The 18,910-nt window shown below is 70.6% G+C and carries 17 protein-coding genes and 2 pseudogenes; 15 read left to right on the top strand and 4 right to left on the bottom strand.

Annotated features, from left to right (window positions below; all coding sequences use genetic code 11):
• Positions 1–16 precede the first annotated feature (16 nt).
• Positions 17–583, bottom strand: a complete 567-nt coding sequence (locus AC5L34_RS27740) for a sigma-70 family RNA polymerase sigma factor (protein ID WP_441174569.1) — start codon at positions 581–583, stop codon at positions 17–19.
• A gap of 200 nt (positions 584–783) precedes the next feature.
• Between AC5L34_RS27740 and AC5L34_RS27735 the strand changes: the two genes are divergently transcribed.
• From AC5L34_RS27735 to AC5L34_RS27695, 9 genes are all read left to right on the top strand, one after another.
• A complete protein-coding gene (locus AC5L34_RS27735; RefSeq protein ID WP_494827658.1) occupies positions 784–2,391 on the top strand; it encodes an amidohydrolase in 1,608 nt (535 codons plus the stop codon).
• A gap of 316 nt (positions 2,392–2,707) precedes the next feature.
• Positions 2,708–5,545 carry a Na+/H+ antiporter subunit A gene (locus tag AC5L34_RS27730; RefSeq protein WP_494827657.1) on the top strand — a complete coding sequence of 946 codons (2,838 nt, stop codon included), beginning with the start codon at positions 2,708–2,710 and terminating at the stop codon, positions 5,543–5,545.
• Positions 5,542–6,033, top strand: coding sequence for a Na(+)/H(+) antiporter subunit C (locus AC5L34_RS27725; protein ID WP_494827655.1), 492 nt, complete (start codon positions 5,542–5,544; stop codon positions 6,031–6,033). The genes AC5L34_RS27730 and AC5L34_RS27725 overlap by 4 nt, the downstream gene beginning before the upstream one ends.
• On the top strand, positions 6,030–7,607 hold the full coding sequence (locus AC5L34_RS27720; RefSeq protein ID WP_494827653.1) for a Na+/H+ antiporter subunit D: 1,578 nt from the start codon (positions 6,030–6,032) through the stop codon (positions 7,605–7,607). Before AC5L34_RS27725 ends, AC5L34_RS27720 begins: the two co-directional genes overlap by 4 nt.
• A complete protein-coding gene (locus AC5L34_RS27715) occupies positions 7,604–8,248 on the top strand; it encodes a Na+/H+ antiporter subunit E (protein ID WP_441174564.1) in 645 nt (214 codons plus the stop codon). Before AC5L34_RS27720 ends, AC5L34_RS27715 begins: the two co-directional genes overlap by 4 nt.
• A complete protein-coding gene (locus AC5L34_RS27710) occupies positions 8,245–8,508 on the top strand; it encodes a monovalent cation/H+ antiporter complex subunit F (RefSeq protein ID WP_089002241.1) in 264 nt (87 codons plus the stop codon). The genes AC5L34_RS27715 and AC5L34_RS27710 overlap by 4 nt, the downstream gene beginning before the upstream one ends.
• The gene (gene mnhG / locus AC5L34_RS27705) at positions 8,505–8,867 is read left to right on the top strand and encodes a monovalent cation/H(+) antiporter subunit G (RefSeq protein WP_441174563.1); all 363 of its coding nucleotides are present in this window, start codon (positions 8,505–8,507) and stop codon (positions 8,865–8,867) included. Before AC5L34_RS27710 ends, mnhG begins: the two co-directional genes overlap by 4 nt.
• 162 nt (positions 8,868–9,029) lie before the next feature.
• Positions 9,030–10,262, top strand: a complete 1,233-nt coding sequence (locus tag AC5L34_RS27700) for a trypsin-like serine peptidase (RefSeq protein WP_441174562.1) — start codon at positions 9,030–9,032, stop codon at positions 10,260–10,262.
• Between the two features lie 271 nt (positions 10,263–10,533).
• Positions 10,534–11,754, top strand: coding sequence for a GAF domain-containing protein (locus tag AC5L34_RS27695; RefSeq protein ID WP_494827650.1), 1,221 nt, complete (start codon positions 10,534–10,536; stop codon positions 11,752–11,754).
• Positions 11,755–12,199: 445 nt separating this feature from the next.
• Here the strand turns inward: AC5L34_RS27695 and AC5L34_RS27690 are convergent.
• A protein-coding gene (locus tag AC5L34_RS27690) for an IS5 family transposase (RefSeq protein WP_494827697.1) occupies positions 12,200–12,999 on the bottom strand; the annotation gives its coding sequence in 2 pieces (ribosomal slippage) (positions 12,200–12,663 and positions 12,663–12,999; 801 coding nt in all).
• An 84-nt stretch (positions 13,000–13,083) separates the two neighbouring features.
• Positions 13,084–13,227, bottom strand: a pseudogene (locus tag AC5L34_RS27685) (IS701 family transposase); the annotation flags it as partial.
• A gap of 250 nt (positions 13,228–13,477) precedes the next feature.
• Here AC5L34_RS27685 and AC5L34_RS27680 point away from each other — a divergent pair.
• The 5 genes and pseudogenes from AC5L34_RS27680 to AC5L34_RS27660 form a co-directional block, all read left to right on the top strand.
• Positions 13,478–14,155 (top strand): hypothetical protein, encoded by a 678-nt coding sequence (locus AC5L34_RS27680; protein ID WP_494827648.1) that lies wholly within the window; start codon positions 13,478–13,480, stop codon positions 14,153–14,155.
• Positions 14,121–15,254, top strand: a complete 1,134-nt coding sequence (locus AC5L34_RS27675) for a hypothetical protein (RefSeq protein ID WP_494827646.1) — start codon at positions 14,121–14,123, stop codon at positions 15,252–15,254. The genes AC5L34_RS27680 and AC5L34_RS27675 overlap by 35 nt, the downstream gene beginning before the upstream one ends.
• Positions 15,255–15,422: 168 nt before the next feature.
• On the top strand, positions 15,423–15,605 hold the full coding sequence (locus AC5L34_RS27670) for a hypothetical protein (RefSeq protein WP_357186040.1): 183 nt from the start codon (positions 15,423–15,425) through the stop codon (positions 15,603–15,605).
• On the top strand, positions 15,602–17,548 hold the full coding sequence (locus AC5L34_RS27665; RefSeq protein ID WP_494827644.1) for an N-6 DNA methylase: 1,947 nt from the start codon (positions 15,602–15,604) through the stop codon (positions 17,546–17,548). Before AC5L34_RS27670 ends, AC5L34_RS27665 begins: the two co-directional genes overlap by 4 nt.
• A gap of 143 nt (positions 17,549–17,691) precedes the next feature.
• A pseudogene (locus AC5L34_RS27660) lies at positions 17,692–18,021 on the top strand (NUDIX domain-containing protein); the annotation flags it as partial.
• Between the two features lie 26 nt (positions 18,022–18,047).
• Here the strand turns inward: AC5L34_RS27660 and AC5L34_RS27655 are convergent.
• Entirely contained in the window at positions 18,048–18,509 is a 462-nt protein-coding gene (locus tag AC5L34_RS27655) for a hypothetical protein (RefSeq protein WP_494827642.1), read from the bottom strand.
• Here AC5L34_RS27655 and AC5L34_RS27650 point away from each other — a divergent pair.
• The gene (locus AC5L34_RS27650) at positions 18,477–18,863 is read left to right on the top strand and encodes a hypothetical protein (protein ID WP_494827641.1); all 387 of its coding nucleotides are present in this window, start codon (positions 18,477–18,479) and stop codon (positions 18,861–18,863) included. The genes AC5L34_RS27655 and AC5L34_RS27650 overlap by 33 nt on opposite strands.
• The last annotated feature ends 47 nt before the right edge of the window (positions 18,864–18,910 follow it).

The following is an 18,910-nucleotide window of genomic DNA, read 5'->3' as shown; positions in this document are numbered from 1 at the left end:
GCGCGGGGAACGCGGCTCAGCCGGTGGCGTCGCCGCCACGGCGCGCGTCCGGCTCGGACCAGCTGCGCACGGCGGCGACCAGATCCTCGCGGGCCCGGGCCACCCGGGAGCGGATGGTGCCCACCGGGCAGCCGCACACCTCCGCCGCCTCGGCGTACGACAGGCCGAGCACCTGGGTCGCGACGAACGCCTCCCGCCGGTCCCTGGGCAGCGCCGCGACGAGGCGTTCGAGCACGACCTGCCGGTCGAAGCCGCTGTGCGCCGGGTCGGGGGCGTCGTAGCCGTCCGGCATCGGCACCGTGCGCGGCCGGGAGGTCAGGGTGCGGACGTGGTCCGCCGCGACCCGGCGGGCGATGGCGAGCAGCCACGTCCGCGTCGAGGAGCGTCCGGCGTACGACGGCAACGACCGCACCGCCCGCAGGAAGGTCTCCTGGGTCAGGTCGTCGGCCTCGCGGGGCGAGACCAGCGCGGCGAGGAAGCGCCGGACCTGCTGCTGCGTCGCCTGGACGAGGCAGGTGGCGGCGCTGCGGTCACCCCGGCCGGCGGCCAGCGCCCACGCGGTCAGTTCCGCGTCGTCAGCCATCCGGCACCTCCGTGTCGGGCCGCCGGAGGGGATGCCCGACGACAACCACGACAGGTCGTAGTAGTGACTGCCCGGCAGCGTACCGCAAGCGGCCCCCGGCGGGCCTGTTCCGGCCACCGCGCGCCCCGGGTGCCCCTGGGCCCGGGGCCGGAGGCTGTCTAGCATGGACGGCCCCGCCCGACCGTCGAAGCAGGCAGCCCATGACCGGTACGGTTTTCGAGAACGCCCGGATCCACACGCTCGACCCCGCCCGTCCGCACGCCGAGGCGATGCTGGTACGCGGTGAGCGCATCGTCGCCGTCGGGGACCTCGACGAGTGCCGCGACCGCGCCGGCGCCGGCGCACGCCGGGTCGACCTCGCCGGCATGACCGTGCTGCCCGGGCTGATCGACAGTCACCTGCACTCGGCGCTCTACGTGCGCGGCCTGGAGCAGGTCGACCTGCGCGGCACGACCAGCCTCGACGAGGCGCTGACGCGCATCGCCCGGCACGCCGCCACCCTGGCGCCCGACGCCTGGCTGCTCGGCGGGCGCTGGGACAGCCACAAGTGGGACCGGCCGGTGCAGCCGACCCGGACCGACCTGGACCGCGTCTGCCCGGACCGGCCCGCCGTGCTGCCCAGCATCGACGGGCACACCACCTGGGTCAACACCGCCGCCCTCCGGCGGCTCGGCATCGACGCCGACACCCCCGATCCCATCGGCGGGCAGATCGTCCGCGACGACCGCGGCGAGCCGACCGGCATCCTGCGGGAGGCGGCCGGGGACGCGGCGTACGACGTCATGCGCTCCGCGCTCGCCGGCGACCTGGTGGCGCAGCTGCGTACCCACCTGCCCCGGCTGCTCGCCGCCGGCCTCACGAGCATCCACGACCTCGACGGGCAGGACTGCCGGGCCGCCTACGAGACCCTGTACGCCCGGGGCGAGCTGCCGCTGCGGGTGCACAAGACGATCCCGTCGACCGCCTTGGACGAGGTGATCGACCGGGGCTGGGCCACCGGCGACGGGGACCGGTGGCTGAGCACCGGCCCGGTCAAGATCTTCACCGACGGGGCGCTCGGCTCGCACACCTGCCTGATGACCGAGCCGTACGAGGGTGAGCCGCACAACCACGGCATCGCGGTCACCCCGGCCGAGGAGTTCGAGCGGCTGGTGGCGAAGGCGGCCGGCGCGGGCATCGCCGTCGCGGCGCACGCCATCGGCGACGCGGCGAACGAGATGGTGCTGCGTGCGTACGCCCGCTGGCAGGAGTCGGCGGGCGCCAACCCGGGCGTCGCCGGGGCGGTACGGCGGCTGCGGCACCGGATCGAACACACCCAGCACCTGCGCCCGGCGGACGTGTCGCTGCTCGCCCGGCTGGGCGTGATCGCCTCGATGCAACCCACCCACTGCACCAGCGACATCCCCCTGACCAGCCGGATGCTCGCCGGCCGGGACCTCGCCTCGTACGCCTGGCGGAGCCTGCTGGACGCCGGCGCGACGGTGGCGTTCGGCTCGGACGCCCCGGTGGAGGACCCGGATCCGTTCTTCGGCATCCACGCCGCGGTGACCCGGCAGCAGCCCGACGGCACCCCGCCCGGCGGCGTGGACCCGCACGAGCGGGTGGATCTCGACACGGCGCTGCGCTGCTTCACCGAGGCCGGCGCGTACGCCTCCTACGAGGAGCACCTGAAGGGGCGGCTCACCCCGGGGATGCTCGCGGACTTCATCGCGCTGCCCACCGCCCCGTACCAGGTGGAGCCGGCGGAGCTGCGCGACCTGACGGTGGCGCTCACCGTGGTCGGCGGCGTGGTGCGCTGGCAGCGCTGATTGCGGCACCGCCGTAACCGGCCGGGGCGGTCAACCGTCGCCCGCTGCCGGCGTCGCCGCCCGGCGGCCTGGGCCGGCGGCCATGGTCAGTCGGGCCGCTCGGGCGGCAGGGGCGCAGCCGTGCGGCTCGCGCGGACCGTGGTCGCGGGCGCCGGACCGCCACGACGGCCGCCGCGACCTCCCGCCAGGCGTCGACGAGCCGCCGTCGTGCCGTCCGCGCGGCGTGGCCAGGCGACCGGACCTGTATCGGCAGTAGGCAGTAACGCCCCTTACCGGTTAGGGTTGGCTAACCGGTTGTCGGGTCCTGGGAGGATATGTGCTGGTTCTGGTGGCGGTCCACGCACTCGCAGCCGTGATCGCCCCGGGACTGATACGTATCTGGGGGCGACGAGCCCTCTACCTGGTGGCCCTGGCCCCCGCAGCGACCCTGGTCTGGGCGCTCACCCGGACCGCGACGGTCCGCTCCGGCACCCCGGTCGTCGAGACGGTCACCTGGGTTCCCCAGCTCGGCCTGGAGGTCGCCCTGCGGATGGGCACCCTGGCGTGGCTGATGGTGGTGCTCGTCGGCGGCGTCGGGGCGCTGGTGCTCGCCTACAGCGCCCGTTACTTCCGCTCCGACGACCCCGGCCTGGGCCGCTTCGCGGCGGTCTTCGTCGCCTTCGCCGGCGCGATGCTCGGCCTGGTGGTCTCCGACGACCTGCTGCTGCTGTACGTGTTCTGGGAACTGACGACCGTCCTGTCCTACCTGCTGATCGGCAGCGACCCCACCAAACGGGCCAGCCGGCGCGCCGCCATGCAGGCGCTGCTGGTGACCACCCTGGGCGGCCTGGCGATGCTCGCCGGGTTCGTCATGCTCGGCCAGCACGCCGGCACGTACCGCTGGTCCGAGATCGCCACCGACCTGCCCGGCGGCGGCTACCTGGCCGTGGCCCTGGTGCTGATCCTGCTCGGCGCGCTGAGCAAGTCGGCGATCTTCCCCTTCAGCTTCTGGCTGCCCGGCGCGATGGCCGCGCCCACCCCGGTCAGCGCGTACCTGCACGCGGCGGCGATGGTCAAGGCCGGCGTGTTCCTCGTCGCGCTGATGGGGCCCGCCGTGGCGGGGGTCTCGCCCTGGCGGCCGGTGCTGCTCGCCGGCGGCCTGATCACCGTGTTCCTCGGCGGCTGGGCGGCGCTGCGGCAGGCCGACCTCAAGCTGCTGCTGGCCTACGGCACGGTCAGCCAGCTCGGCCTGCTGATGGTGATCCTCGGCGCGGGCACCCGCGACACCGCGCTGGCCGGCGTGGCGATGGTGCTGGCCCACGCGCTGTTCAAGTCCACCCTGTTCCTTGTCGTGGGGATCGTCGACCACGTCGCCGGCACCCGCGACCTGCGCGAACTCAGCGGCCTGGGGCGGCGGGCGCCGGCCCTGGCGGCGGTCGCCGGCCTCGCGGCGGCCTCCATGGCCGGCCTCCCGCCGCTGGCCGGGTTCGTGGCGAAGGAGGCGGCAGTCGAGGCGTTCCTGCACGGCGGCACCGCCGACCTGGTGGTGCTCGCCGGCGTGGTGCTCGGCTCGGCGCTGACCGTGGCGTACACCCTGCGCTTCGTCTGGGGCGCGTTCGCCACCAAAGGCGACGTGCCCGTCACCCAGGCGCGGCCCGTCCGGTGGACCTTCCTCGCGCCGGCCGTCGTGCTCGCCGTCGCCGGCCTGGCGGTGGGGCTCCTCGCGCCCGCCGTCGACAAGGTCCTCGCCCCGTACGCGGACCAGTACCCGAGCGCCGAGCCCGGCTACCACCTCGCGCTGTGGCACGGGCCGACCCTGGCGCTGGGCCTGTCGGCGCTGGCGGTCGCCGGCGGCGTGGGGCTGTTCGTCCTGCGGCACCGGGGGCGACTGGGCGCGGCGGTCCGGCTGCCCTTCGACGGGGCGGCGGTCTACCACCGGCTCATCGGCGGCGTGGACCGGCTGGCGGTGGAGCTGACCGGCGCCACCCAGCGCGGCTCCCTGCCGTTCTACCTCGGCGTCATCCTGCTGGTGATGATCACCTTGCCGGGTGGGGCGCTGCTGGCCGGGATGCCCTGGCCGCAGCGGTTCGAGCTGTGGGACACCCCGTTGCAGGCCGTCGCCGCAGCGGTGGTGATCGTGGCCGCCGTGGCCGCCGCCCGCGCCCGGCGCCGACTGACCGCGATGATCCTCGTCGGCGTCGCCGGCTACGGCACCGCGCTGATGTTCATCCTGCACGGCGCCCCGGACCTGGCCCTGACCCAGTTCCTGGTGGAGACCGTCACGATCGTCATGTTCGTGCTGGTCCTGCGCCACCTCCCCGCCAAGTTCTCCGAGCGGCCCATCCGGTCCAGCCGGCGCGGGCGCGTCGCGCTCGGCGTCGCCGTGGGCGTGGTCACCGCCGGCATGGCGTACGTGGCGGCGGGCGCGCGGACCGCCACCCCGATCTCCGTCGACTTCCCCGACGAGGCGGTCTCCTACGGCGGCGGCAAGAACATCGTCAACGTGACGCTGGTGGACATCCGGGCGTGGGACACCATGGGCGAGATCGCCGTGCTCGTGGTGGCCGCCACCGGCGTGGCCAGCCTCATCTTCCGTCACTCCCGCGACCTCGACCTGCGCCGGGGCATCCCCGGCGTCGGCCGCGCCGAGTCGTCGCGGCCCCGCTGGCTGACCACCGGCGCCACCACCCGTCAGCAGTCGGTCATCCTCCAGGTCGTCACCCGACTGCTGTTCCACGCCATCGTGCTCTTCTCGATATACCTGCTCTTCTCCGGGCACAACGCCCCCGGCGGCGGCTTCGCCGCCGGACTGGTCGCCGGGCTCGCGCTGGCCGTGCGCTACCTGGCGGGCGGGCGTACGGAACTCAACGGGGCCGCCCCGGTGGACGCCGGCGCGGTGCTCGGCGCCGGGCTGTTCGTCGCGGTCGGCACGGGCGTCGCCGCGATGCTGCTGGGCGGGGAGTTCCTCCAGAGCGCCCTGCTGGACCTGCACGTGCCGGTCCTCGGCCATGTCCACTTCGTCACGTCGGTCTTCTTCGACGTCGGCGTCTACCTCATCGTGGTCGGCCTGGTCCTGGACATCCTGCGCAGCCTGGGCGCGGAGATGGACCGCCAGCAGGAGACCGACCAACGCGAGACCGAACAGACCGACGACCGGGCGAAGGAGCTGGTGTGAGTCCGAACCTGACCTACGTCCTCGTGGTCGGCGTCCTCTTCGCCGCCGGGGTGACGCTGCTGCTGGAACGCAGCCTCACCCGGGTGCTGATGGGCGTCATCCTGCTCGGCAACGGCGCCAACCTCCTGCTGCTCACCGGCGGCAAGGCCGGCGGGCCGCCGATCGTCGGCACCACCGCCGAGGAGGACATGAGCGACCCGTTGCCGCAGGCCATGGTGCTGACCGCGATCGTCATCACCCTCGGCATGACCGCGTTCCTGCTCGCCCTGGCGTACCGGAGCTGGCACCTCAACGGGCACGACGAGGTGCAGGACGACGTCGAGGACCGCCGCATCATGGAGCTGGCCGACCGGGACGAGGGGCCGGGCACCGCCGACACCGACGGCGCGGACGGGGACGGGGACGGGGACGGCGGCCCGGCCCTGGCCACCGTGCCCGCCGACGACGCCACGGCCAGCCCGGCCGGGGACGCGGGGAGGGGCCGATGACCTGGCTCGTACCCCTGCCGGTGGTGATGCCGCTGCTCGGCGCGGCCCTGACGCTGCTGCTCGTCGGCCGCCCCCGCGCCCAGCGCTGGGTCAGCCTCACCGTGCTCACCGCCACCGTCGCCGTGGCGGCGACGCTGCTGTTCCGTTCGTCCGTCGACGGGCCGCTGGTCGTCGAGGTCGGCGGCTGGGTCGCCCCGCTGGGCATCGTCCTGGTCGCCGACCAGCTCGCCGCGCTGATGCTCGTCGTCTCCGCCGCCGTCACCCTCTGTGTGCTGGTCTACTCGATCGGGCAGGGCACGGCCGACGGCAACGAGGAGACCCCGCTGTCGGTCTACCACCCGACCTACCTCGTGCTGACCGCCGGCGTGTGCAACGCGTTCCTCTCCGGTGACCTGTTCAACCTCTACGTCGGCTTCGAGATCCTGCTGGTGGCCAGCTACGTGCTGCTGACCCTGGGCAGCACGGAGACCCGGATCCGGGCCGGCACCACGTACGTCGTGGTCAGCCTGCTGTCGTCGCTGATCTTCCTGGTCGCGATCGGCCTGGTCTACGCCGCGACCGGCACGCTCAACCTGGCCCAGCTCGTCGACCGGCTGGACGCGCTGCCGGACGACCTGCGGCTGGTGTTGCAGGGGATGCTGCTGCTCGCCTTCGGCATCAAGGCGGCGGTCTTCCCGCTCTCGGCCTGGTTGCCGGACAGCTACCCGACCGCCCCGGCCCCCGTCACGGCGGTCTTCGCCGGCCTGCTCACCAAGGTCGGCGTGTACGCGATCATCCGCACCGAGACGCTGCTGTTCCCCGGCGGCCGCACCGCCGACCTGCTGCTGGTGGTGGCGGCGCTGACGATGGTGGTGGGCATCCTCGGCGCGGTCGCCCAGTCCGACGTCAAACGGCTGCTGTCGTTCACCCTCATCAGCCACATCGGCTACATGCTCTTCGGCGTCGGCCTGAGCACCTCCCTCGGGCTGTCCGCGGCGATCTTCTACGTGGTGCACCACATCACCATCCAGACCACGCTGTTCCTCGCCGCCGGCCTGGTCGAACGGCGGGGCGGGAGCACCGCCCTGGACCGGCTCGGCGGGCTGGCCCGGCTGTCACCGCTGCTGGCCGTGTTGTTCTTCGTGCCCGCGCTCAACCTCGCCGGCATCCCGCCGTTCTCCGGCTTCCTCGGCAAACTCGGCCTCGTGCAGGCCGGCGTGGACGACGGCGGCGCGCTGGCGTGGACGCTCGTCGCCGGCGGGCTGCTCACCAGCCTGCTGACCCTCTACGCCATCGCCCGCGTGTGGAACCTCGCCTTCTGGCGGGCCCCGCACCCGGACATGCCGGACGCCGGCGACGCCGTCCGGGCCGCCCGTACCGACGGCGCCGAGCAGCCGCGCCGGGCACCCGGGCCCGAGGCGTCGGGCGTCGTGCTGCCCCGGCTGATGATCGGGTCGACCGCCGCCCTGGTGGTGCTGGGCCTGGCGCTTACCGCGGTGGCCGGGCCGCTGTTCGACATCAGCACCGACGCCGCCGACGACCTGCTGCGCAGGACCCCGTACGTCGAGGCCGTGTTCCCGGACGGTGCCCCGTGACCAGTGACCGGACGACTCCGACCACTCCGACCACCCCCACCCCACCGGCGAACCCGCCGCTGACCCGCAAGGCCCGCCGGCGCAACCGGATCGTCGCCGTGACGGGGCTGACCAGCGTCTGGGTGCTGCTGTGGGGCACCCTCTCCTGGGCCAACGTGATCAGCGGGCTGGTGCTCTCCGTCGTGCTGCTGGCGGTGTTCCCGCTGCCGCCGGTGACCTTCGCCGGGCGGATCCGCCCCCTTCCGCTCGCGCGGTTCTGGGTGCGTTTCCTGCGGGACCTCGTGGTCGCCTCCGCCCAGATCGCCTGGCTCGCGGTGCGGTTCGGGCAGCCCCCGCTCAGCGCGATCATCGCCGTGCCGCTGCGGGTCAACACCGACCTCAACCTCACGCTGACCGCCGAGGCGCTGTCGCTGGTGCCGGGCAGCCTCATCATCGAGGCCGACCGGGCGACCGGCACCCTCTACGTGCACGTCATCGGCGTACGCAGCCGCGAGGAGGTGGAGCGGTTCCGGCAGGGCGTACTGGACCTCGAAGGACGGATCGTCGCCGCCATCGGCTCGCCCGAGGAGCTGAGCCGCGTCACGCAACCCCACCCCGCCGGCCCGCCGGAGCCGGCCCACCTGGAAGGGGCACCCAGATGACCGTCGTCGCCGTGACCGTCGCCGCGCTGCTCGCCGTGGCCGTCGGCCTGACCCTCGTCCGCATCATCCGCGGACCGTCCATCCTCGACCGCGCCGTCGCCACCGACGTTCTGCTCGCCGTCGTCGTCGCCGCCATCGCCACCGAGGCCGCCTACAGCCGCGACGCCACCGCGCTGCCCGTACTGGTCGTGCTCGCCATCCTCGGGTTCGTCGGCTCGGTCAGCGTCGCCCGCTTCGCCGCCCGGAGGAACGACAAGTGACGCTCGACGCCGTCCTCGACGTCACCGCCTCGGTCTGCCTGATCGCCGGCGCGCTGCTCTGCGTCGCCGCCGGGGCGGCGCTGCTGCGCTTCCCCGACCTGCTGGCCCGGATGCACGCGGCGGCCAAGCCGCAGGTGCTCGGCCTGCTGCTCGTCCTGCTCGGCTGCGCGCTGCGGCTGCGTACCGGCGTGGACATCACCACCCTCGTCCTCGTCGGCGCCTTTCAGCTCGCCACCGCGCCCGTCGCGGCGCACATGGTGGGCCGGGCCGGCTACCCGCACGACGAGATCCGCCGCGACCTGCTGATCACCGACGAGCTCGCGCCCCACCTCGACCGGATCAGCTCCGGCCGGTCCTGACCGGCGGCGGCGTTCCTCCGCCGGGTCCGCCCGTCGTGGGCGGAGGCGTCGTCCCGCCATGTCCAGCATCGTGGGAAGGCATCGACATATTTACATGTCTGCTCCTCCTCGTGTATGAAGACGGGAAGCACGTCCAGTGCTGGTCTCTCGGAGGGAGCGACGATGAAACTTGCCCTACGCCGCCTGCGAACGGCGGCGGTCGCACTCGGCGCCTGCACGCTCGGGCTGAGCGTCATGTCGGTACCCGCCGCGGAGGCGTACGCGGTTCAGCCCGTCGCGCCGCAGTCCCAGCGGGCGCCCGAGTCGGAGCAGTTCCAGGCGGAGGGCGTCACCACGGTCGGTGAGCTCCGTACCGTCGACGGCGCGCTCTCCTCCGCCAGCGACGGGCGAACCCAGGTCATCCGGCACCCCGGCGCGTCGTACGTCAAGGTGCACTTCAGCGCGCTGCGGCTCGCCCACGGCGACTACGTCACGGTGTCGAGCCCCGACGGCCGCGAGAGCTACCGGTACGACCGGTACCTGAACCGGGCGACCGGCTCGGACTACACGACGGACGGGCAGCCGGGCTTCTGGGCGATGTCGGTCGACGGCGACACGGCGGTGGTGACGCTGCACAGCAGCCGCGCCTCCCGCGGCAACGTCGCGACCATCGACCGGTTCTGGCGCGGCTACGACCGCACCGAGATCGCGCAGCACAACTTCTCCACGCAGTCGGTGTGCAGCACCGACGCCCGCCGCGACGTGGTCTGCTACCAGAACAGCCACCCCACGGAGTACGCCCGCGGCAGGGCCGTGGCGCGGCTGCTGATCAGCGGCGGCGGCATGTGCACCACCTGGCGGGTCGGCAACACCAACCGCATGCTGACCAACAAGCACTGCTTCTCCACGCAGTCCGCCGTCAGCGGCAGCGAGATGCAGTTCAACTACCAGTGCGCCACCTGCGGCGGCAACAACCCCGGCGCCGGCACCAAGGTGAGCGGGGCGACGCTCTACAAGGTGAGCAGCGGCGGGTCCAGCGAGCTGGACTACACCCTGTACTCGGTGAACAACTTCACCAGCATCCAGAGCTTCGGCACGCTGTACCTGGCGACGACCGCCACCACCACCGGCACCCGGATGTACATCCCGGGCCACGGCGACGGCAGCCCGAAGCGTCTCTCGATCTTCGAGGACACCCAGAACGGCGCGACGTGCACCGTCAAGAACGCGAACTACAACAGCTGGAACATCAGCTACAGCTGCGACACCTCCGGCGGCAACTCGGGCTCGCCCGTGCTGAACTCCAGCCACCGGGTCATCGCCCTGCACCACCTCGGCGGCTGCCCGTCGAACCAGGGCGCAAAGGCCCACCTGATCTACAACCAGATCGCCAGCCTCATCGACAACAACGGCTGACGATCCGCTGACAAGACAGGCCGCCGGGGCGCTCGTCGCGCCCCGGCGGCCCAGCGTCGTCCCACGCCGCTGCGCCAGCCGGGTCGTCACGCCGGCCGTACCGCACGGCGGCCGCGCCGCCTTGCCCGTATCCTTGCGGCCTCACCGTTGGCGAACCACCACTCGTTCGACGTGATGCACGGGTGAGGGGAAGGCACACATGACGGCGGTACCACGGCACCGGGCCATCGCTGCGGATCCGGCGGTTGCCGGGCAAGCGGCTCAGGAGGATGTGCGAGCCCTGTTCGGGCAGTCCATCGCTGTCTTCGCGGCGCTCGCCGGGCCGGCGCACCTGGTGGAGACGGCGAACCCGGCGTTCTTCGCCGCGATCGGTCAAGAACGGGCGCGTACCGGGGTCGCGATCGCCGAGCTGATGCCCGAACTCGCCGGTCAGGGGTTCATCGCTCTCCTGGACGAGGTCTACCGCACGGGCGAGCCCTACACCGGCCGGGACGCCCGGGTCGTGCTTGGCGTCGGTCCGCACGCGCGAGAGGCGTTCTTCGACTTCACCTACGAGCCGCGCCGGGACGCCGACGGCACCGTGACCGGGATACGCGTGATCGGCGTGGAGACCACGCAGGTCATGCACGCCCAGCGGCTGATGGCCGAACACCGTGCCCTGCTGGAGCAGATCGCCCGCCAGGCGCCCCTGACCGAGGTGCTCGACGGAATGGCCCGCTGCATCGAGAACCTCGCGCCCCGGGAGGTGCTCGTCTCCGTCCTGCTCGCCGATCCTGACGGCCGGCACCTACGCCACGGCGCCGCGCCCAGCCTGCCCGACTTCTACAACCAGGCCATCGACGGGATCGCCACCGGCGAAGGCGTCGGGTCCTGCGGCACCGCCGCCCACCGGCGGGAACCGGTCATCGTCACCGACATCGCCACCGACCCGTTCTGGGTGGAGTTCCGCAGCCTGGCCGAGCGGGCAGGGCTGGCTGCCTGCTGGTCCACGCCGATCCTGGCCCGCGACGGCAGCCTGCTGGGCACCTTCGCCATGTACCACCGCACCCCGCGCGTGCCGCAGGACACCGACCTCGCCCTCACCCGGGTCTTCGCCGGCACCGCCGCCCTGGCCATCGAACGCCACCACATCGAAGAGGCGAAGACGGCCGCCGAGGCGCGCGCCAAGGCCGCCCATGACGAGCTGACCAAAGCGGTACGCGCGGAGCGGGAACTTCGCGCCGAGGCCGAGCAGCGCGCCGCCGCTGCCGCGGAACTCGCCGCCCGGATGCGTGCCGCCGCTGCCGCCCAGGTCACCACGCCGCACCCCGAACGCTGCCAGCTCGGCGGCGCCCAGGGGTGCGCGGAGGTGGCCGAGATCAAGATTGCTGATTCGTGGGGCGACTCGGCGTGGGGCTGTCCCGCCCACGTCGAGGAGGCGATCCTCCACGTACGGTCGGTATTCATCGCCAGTGAGGAGCTCGGCGGCCTGGCCGCCTACCTCAACCGTTAGGCAGTGCCCCGCAGTGCGTGTGGTCACTTCGTCGATGGCGGTGCCCCCGCGCGCCGACAACTGGTCCCGCAGCCCGTGCGGTTCACCGCAGCCGGTCGCTGGGCTGGGAGAAGAGGGGTCCGGGTGACGTGGGTGAACGTGGGCCACTCCCTGCCACCCCAGGCGAACCTCAGGTCGCTAGACTAGGCGCTCGCGCCCTCGTAGCTCAGGGGATAGAGCAACGGTTTCCTAACCCGACGCTCCGTTTGTGTCCGCAGGCTGATGACCTGCGGCTTCTCTCTTTCCAGGCGTCCTGCGCCGGTCGCACGTGCGTGCCGCTGTGATCGCCTGCTGAAGCTCAGCGGACGTGCATAAGAGCTGCTCAGCTCCACTTTCCCATCGACCGTTGTTCGGTCTCTTGTGGCGTCCTGCGCCCGACTCGGCGTCTGGCTTCGTCTTAGAACTCCTAACTCTTTGAGCGTTGGAGTCGGCGCCAGCAGACGATGGCGCAGGCGAGGGTGAGGAACGCTTCGTGGATGTCGTCGCGGATCTCCCAGCGGATCCGGAGGCGGCGGAACCAGTGCAGCAGGGCGATGGTCTGCTCCACGACCCAGCGGCGGGTGCCCAGGCCGGAGCCGTGGCCGACTCCACGTCGGGCGATGACGGGTGCGATGCCGCGCGTGCGTAGCTCCCGGCGGTAGCAGTCGAAGTCGTAGCCCCGGTCGGCGTAGATCCGGTCGGGACGTTGCCGTGGCCTGCCCCGGATGCCCTTGATCCGTGGGACCTTGTCGACCAGGGGCAGCAGTTGGGTGACGTCGTGGCGGTTGCCGCGGGTCAGGCTCGCGGCGAGGGGGATGCCGCCCGCGTCGGTGATGACGTGGTGTTTCGAGCCTGGCTTGCGGCGGTCGACCGGGCTCGGACCGGTTTTGGGCCGCCCTTGAGCGCCCGGACGTGGGAGCCGTCGATCACCGCCCGGGACATGTCCAACTGCCCGGCGGCACGCAGTCTGCCGAGCAGCACCTCATGCAGTCGTTGCCACACGCCGGCGTCGTTCCAGTCCCGCAACCTGCGCCAGCAGGTCATGCCCGAGCCGAACCCGAGCTCTTGGGGCAGGTACTCCCACGGGATCGCGGTGTAGAGCACGAACAGGATCCCGCACAACACCTTGCGATCGTCGAGAGGCTTGCGTCCCGGGTAGCGGTGCCGCCGGGGTGGACGGGGTGGCAGCAGCGGTGCGATCTCGGCCCACAGTTCGTCCGAGACGATCCACGGCGGCTGCTCACCCCTCCTCACGTTCAGACAGAACGATCCTCACGTCCCGAGGACACGCCCAACATCATTTCGTTAGGAGTTCTTACGCCGACCGTCCAGCAGCAGCCCTCGCAGATACGTCTCACCCTTGGCCCGCTGATCCGAGCGCACCATCGGGGTGAACACATCCACGGCGAACGCCTCAAGCCGTTGCCGCACAGCCGAAAACTCGTCAGGGTTCACCGCAACATCGAACTATTCAGACCGCTCCGATGACCCCACGACACGCCGACCTAACAAAGCACTACTAGGCGTTGTTCGTTATGCTCCAACAGTGAGCAATGAACCACGGTAGACAGTGCCTCGTAGCCCCCGACCAAGCGGTAGAACCCTTCTGGCCAGTGCCCGCTGGCGCGGCTCGGCGTGCCCACCGGTCCACCAACGCAACAGCGCCTCCAGCTAAACAGCTTGTCGGGCATGTGATTCTGGTCTGGTGACTCAGAGTTCTGTCTCCGAGTTCTCGTACCAGCAGTTTAGTTCGTTCGTGCGGCGTTTTAATCAAGAGGCCTTGCTGCAGGCACTCGCGCGGCGATCGCTGCGGGTGCCGTTGCGGCTGTCCCCTGAGGATCCCGGTGCGCGGATTTTTATGGAGACACCGCCATGGGCGCTGGCCGCCGTCGCGAAGGCGTCCATCCTGCATGGCAACTCGCACCGGCGGAGCGTGCCGCAGGAGCGGGACATTGTGACGGCATGCTGGATGCATGGGAACCTCGTTCCGGAGGAGCTCGATCACTCCCACCTAAACTCGGCCTTCGCGATCATGGCGCGCACCCTCTACGAACAGTTCCCGTACCAGGAGCACGGTCTGGCCGAGCTCGCGCGTCCGGTGGTGTTCTTTGACGACTACGCCGGCAGCAGGCGGCTGAAGGTGATCCCGCCGGAGGCGATTGCTCAGCTTCTCGGTGCCCCGACGGTCACCGCGACGGAGATCGTGGTCATGCTCGCCACCTCGGCGGAACGCAACAGCGGCTTCTTCGATCCGGCCTGGCTCGATCAGCCGCAGTTCACCGAGCTGCTCGCTGTGCTTGCCGCGGGACGAGATCCTGGGTGTCATCCGTTCGGTCTTCGGGCAGACCATGGAGGAGTTCCGCCAGGAGAACACTTCGGCTGAGCAGCGAACACCGTTGCCGCACCTCGACCGCTACGCCTTCAATCCGCTGACCTCACGGCCGTTCGTGCGGCTCTCGGACGGCCGGCTCATCGCGCCGGTCCGCCACCTCATTCCGCGGCGCCTGACGCCACTGGAGCTCTACTACGTAGGAATCGCCCGATGGGGGATGTCGTTCACGCGTGAGCTGGGTTATCTGCATGAGGACTACGTCGGACGGCAGTTCGCGACCCTCCCGGACGCTCGGGTGTATCCGGAGATCATGTATCGGGAGCGCAGACAGCAGGCAGCGAGTACAGATTGGTTCGTGGTGTTCAACGACCTGGTGCTGCTGGTCGAGACCAAGGCGACGCGCTCCCCGCTGGCAGCCCGCGCCGCCGACGCCACGGTGCAAGAGGCCTACGTCAAGACTTTGGGTGAGGCGTTCGACCAACTCGGCCGGACCCTCGACAAGATCCAGGCTGGTGCGCCCGAGTTCGCGGAGATTCCGACCGACCGGCCGTTCATTGGCATGGTCGCGACGCTCGACCCATGGTACGTCGCCAACAGTCTCGGCCGGACATTCCTGCCCACCCCGGCGCTACCGACCGTAGTGGCGCCGCTGCGCGACATCGAGCAGTTGATCAGCATCGGGCAGCACCAGTCGGCCTCCTCGATCCTGCAGGAGATCGTGCGGGCTGGCGATGAACGCCAGACCTGGGAGCTGGGCACCGCGTTGCAGCAGTTCCGCGGCGCGGCCGATCGCAACCCGCTGCTGCACGCCGCCTTCGACCGCCTCCCAATCGTCGGGAGACGCGACCGTGACCACCGCCGGGTCGCTGTCGAACTGTCGGGCAGTCTGTCTGCGTTGGGCGGAATGATCGGCTCCAGCCTGCCGGATGGGGTCTGCGGACCGATGTGGTCGCCGTTCCGGGTCGGTTCGCCAGCACCACCGGGTGTTCGCCATCGTCAACCACGGTGGCGCAAAATGGTGGAGGCCCTGGCCACCTTCCCCACTGCGATGCGAGCCACATCGTCGCGCCCACCGATTGCTCGACCGCTACGTGCTCAACCAGCACAACAATTTGCGCCAATCCCTCCGATATCGGGTCAGGTCAGTTGACGACTGGCCATTGATGTAGTGAGCATCCCGGAGCCATCAGCCCGACCGTCGGGAGGTATCGCAGCGCTGCCTCAAAAATGATCTAGAAACGATCGGAGTACGCGGATGATCGCGGGGAGCGGGATACCTATCGTCGGATGCAGTGACCGACCACACCGGAGGAACCGCATGATCCTGAGGCTGGCCGAAGTGTTGAGTGAGCCGGAGATTCTGTACTTGACCATGGCTTTCTTCATGGCCGTGGAGGCGTTCGCCGCTTGGGTGATTGTCGATGAGCAGCGGACCCGTCGCCTGGCGCGGCTGATTGGCGCCTGGCGGAACCCCCAGGGCAAGGACGGGCAAGGCCGGTGACGCCTGTCCCGCCAGACACGGTGACCAGGTCGCAGATCGCCGCTGCGGTCTGCGTCACGGAGCAGGCCGTCAGCAACTGGATTAGGCGGTACGCCGACTTTCCCCGCCCGAGCAGCACCGGAAGAACGCACACCTATCCGACGGCCCTCGTAGCGGAGTGGTTCGACCGGCAGCACGGGACGACCTACGGGGACCGGTTCCGCAAGGCGATCCACGGCCATGACACGCGGCATCGGACCAATTCGGCGATTCTGATTGACGCGCAATGGTCGGCGCCACTCGAGGGTCTAATGCTTCGCAGCAGCGATGCGTGGCTGTTCGAGCGGCTGGTCCTCACCCTCGTCCACGCGAAGCACGCCCGGGCCACGACCGCCGCGGCATACTTCACGGCACGCATCCGCACCACGTTCAAGGACCCCTGGTGGAGGAATGCCGTAACCGAGATCGACGCCGTACTGTCCGAGCGGCGGCAACCGCCGCACCTGATCTTCGACCACCTGCTCGACCGGTTCGCCAAAGCGCGACACAAGACGCTCGACCAGTACCTTGTGCCCACCGAGATCGCGCAGCTGATGGTGCGGCTGGTCGATCCCCGGCCCGGGAGCCGCGTACACGACCCGTGCTGCGGCACCGCCGGTCTGCTCGTCGCCGCCGCCGAGCACATGTCGCGTGCCAGCACCGAGTTGGCGGTCGTCAGCGGCCGCGCCGCCACCAAACGAACCCGGCACATCGCCACCATGAACCTCGCCGTGCACGGCTACCGAGCCGCCATCAGCGACGACACCGCGGCCGGGCTATCGACAGTCGTCGCCGAACCCGAACAGTTCGACACCATCCTGCTCAATCCGCCGTTCAGCCGCGAGCAATGGCAGCCGGCGGACGACGCGCAGTCATGGCCGTACGGCAAGCCGAACCACCACAACACCGGCCTTGCCTGGCTGCAAGCCGCCGCCCTGTCGCTCGCCCCTGGCGGCCGGGCCGCTGTCATCATGCCGGCCAGCGCCACCGAGGCAAGCAGCACCAGAGACCAGAACGTCCGAGCGGCGATGGTCGAGGCGGGCGTCATCAGGTGCGTAATCCAGCTCCGGGAGCATATGTTCCGGGAGGCGAAGACAGCAGTCAGCATCTGGATGCTGGGTCATCCAGACGACGCACAAAGTGACGTCCTGCTGATCGACGCCAGCGCCGCCACCCGAAGGACCGAGAAGACCCACTGGGCGCTGACTGGAGACGGTATCGAGACGATCGTCGGCGTCTACCGGAATTGGCAGAACGGCGAAGTGCTCACGCCGGCGCGGGCGGGTGTCGACGCCGTCAGCGTCAGCATCCCCGAACTACGCGACAACGACTACGTCCTACAGGTCGACGCAGGCCGGCCTCGTGCCCGGCCGCTGCCGCGAACCGACGGCACCATGGACACGTTGCTCGGCCTCGTGCCGGACGACTGGCAGAACCGCCCCCTCGGCGACTTTTGCGAGGTGCAACCGGGAGTGAGCGGCGAAACCCTTCCCCCTTCGAAGAAGGCCGCCGGAGGTGTCCCAGTCGTCACCGCCACCAACGTCCGTAACGACGAGATCGCCACCGCTCCGAAATTCACCGTGAGCAGTGCCACCGCCGCCGGACTCGACCGGCGGTATCGCATCCATGCGGGTGACGTGCTGCTGGTACGAGTCGGCAAGACCAGCAGAACCGCAGTCGCAGATGACCAGCACAGCGGCTGGCTGGTCGGCAATACGTGCATCCGAGTCCGCGCGAAGGAAGGAATTCGAGCAGAGTATCTGGCCTGGTACCTCACCCATCCCGGCGTCCGGGAGTGGATCGTGGCGAGAACGCTGCCGGGCGTCAAACCGAGCATCAACGCGAAGATCATCAAGTCGATGCCGCTCGTCGTGCCGCCGACGGAGCAGCAGCGGAACCTAGCCGGAACTGTCCCGAAGTTGTGACGAGATTCTGCCAGAGCTGCGACGCTTCCACCGAGCCCATGGGCGCCGCGGTTCTGCTCACCGACGCTGCCGGGCGGGCTCTGCTGGTTGAGCCCATCTACAACGACTACTGGGAGCTCGTCGGTGGGTGAGTCGATGCCGACGAGTCGCCCTGGCGGGCGGCGGTCCGTGAGGTCAAGGAGGAGTTGGGCAAGTCGATGGTCCCCGGCCGGCTGCTGGTGACCGACTGGGTGCCGCCCCGACCGGAACGCACCGAGGGTGTCATGTTCGTCTACGACGGTGGCGCCCTCGACGAGCTGGGCACCGCTGATATCCAGCTGCCGCCGGACGAGCTGCGCAGCTGGGCGTGGTGCGTTCAGGATCAGATTCGGGAACGGATGTCGGCGCTGCTGGCCCGCCGGGTGATCGCCGCGCTGTGCGCCAAGGCCGAGGGCACGATGTTCGACCTGGAGGACGGCTTTCACACGCACTGACATGCGCCGGCGACGCGCACCCTTCGTCATGAGGGTGCGCGCTGCCTTGCTGTTCTCGCTGCCTCGTCGTAGCGGTCGGCGGCTGCGGTGCCGGGTCGGATCGCTGCCACCTCGGCGACCGGTCCGGTCAGAAGCGTGCAGCCACCGGAGCGGTAGAGGCTGTCGTGGATGCCGTCGGCGTACAGCAGCCCGGTCAGGTCGGCGCGGGCCTTGGCGATCGGGTGGGCCCGCTGGATCCCGGCCGCCCCGATCAGCGGTGCCAGGTCGGCGACCGCGCGGACGGCGGTGTCGACGCCGGCGGCCTCGCCAACCCTGGCGGCGAAGTCAGCGTGCGGATGCGAGTCAGCCGCCAGGCGGCTGCTCGGTGACGGTTTCCGGGCCTGTTCGGGGCTGTGCTGGAACTGTCGGAGGTGCCGTCTAGCCTCCCTGAGCAGAACGACCTGGAGGGAGCTGCTGTGTCGGGCCAGCTGGAAGAGGTGCTCAGGCATCGCTACATCTACGTGCCGCGTGGCACCGAAACGGACACGATCCAGCCTGGCAAGCGGCTCGGCCTTGCTGTAGCGCGCGAGCGCAGCGCCCATCTGACGGTCGTAGCGCCCGACAAGAACTCGGCGACTCACCACCCCGAACTCGCCAAGCTCGACATCGTGACCGAGCGGAGCGGCCACCCACAAGATGGCGGCGTGGTCCTTGCCTGGTGCCCGACCTACAAGGTTATGGAGAAGATCCAGCGCCTGGATCGGAGCGTGGTGGTGCTCGTCGAGTGGATCCCTAGCGAGTTTGACGCTTGGGCGAGGCTTCGTGGCGCGCAAGGGTCTGCTGCACCGATAGGTGACATCTAAGATGGCTTGCCCTGTGGGCGGGCTGGAAGGATGTCGCTGTGCCGAAG

The sequence above is a fragment of the Micromonospora sp. ZG13 genome (assembly GCF_059359355.1).
This window is presented reverse-complemented; position numbering and strand designations above follow the sequence as displayed.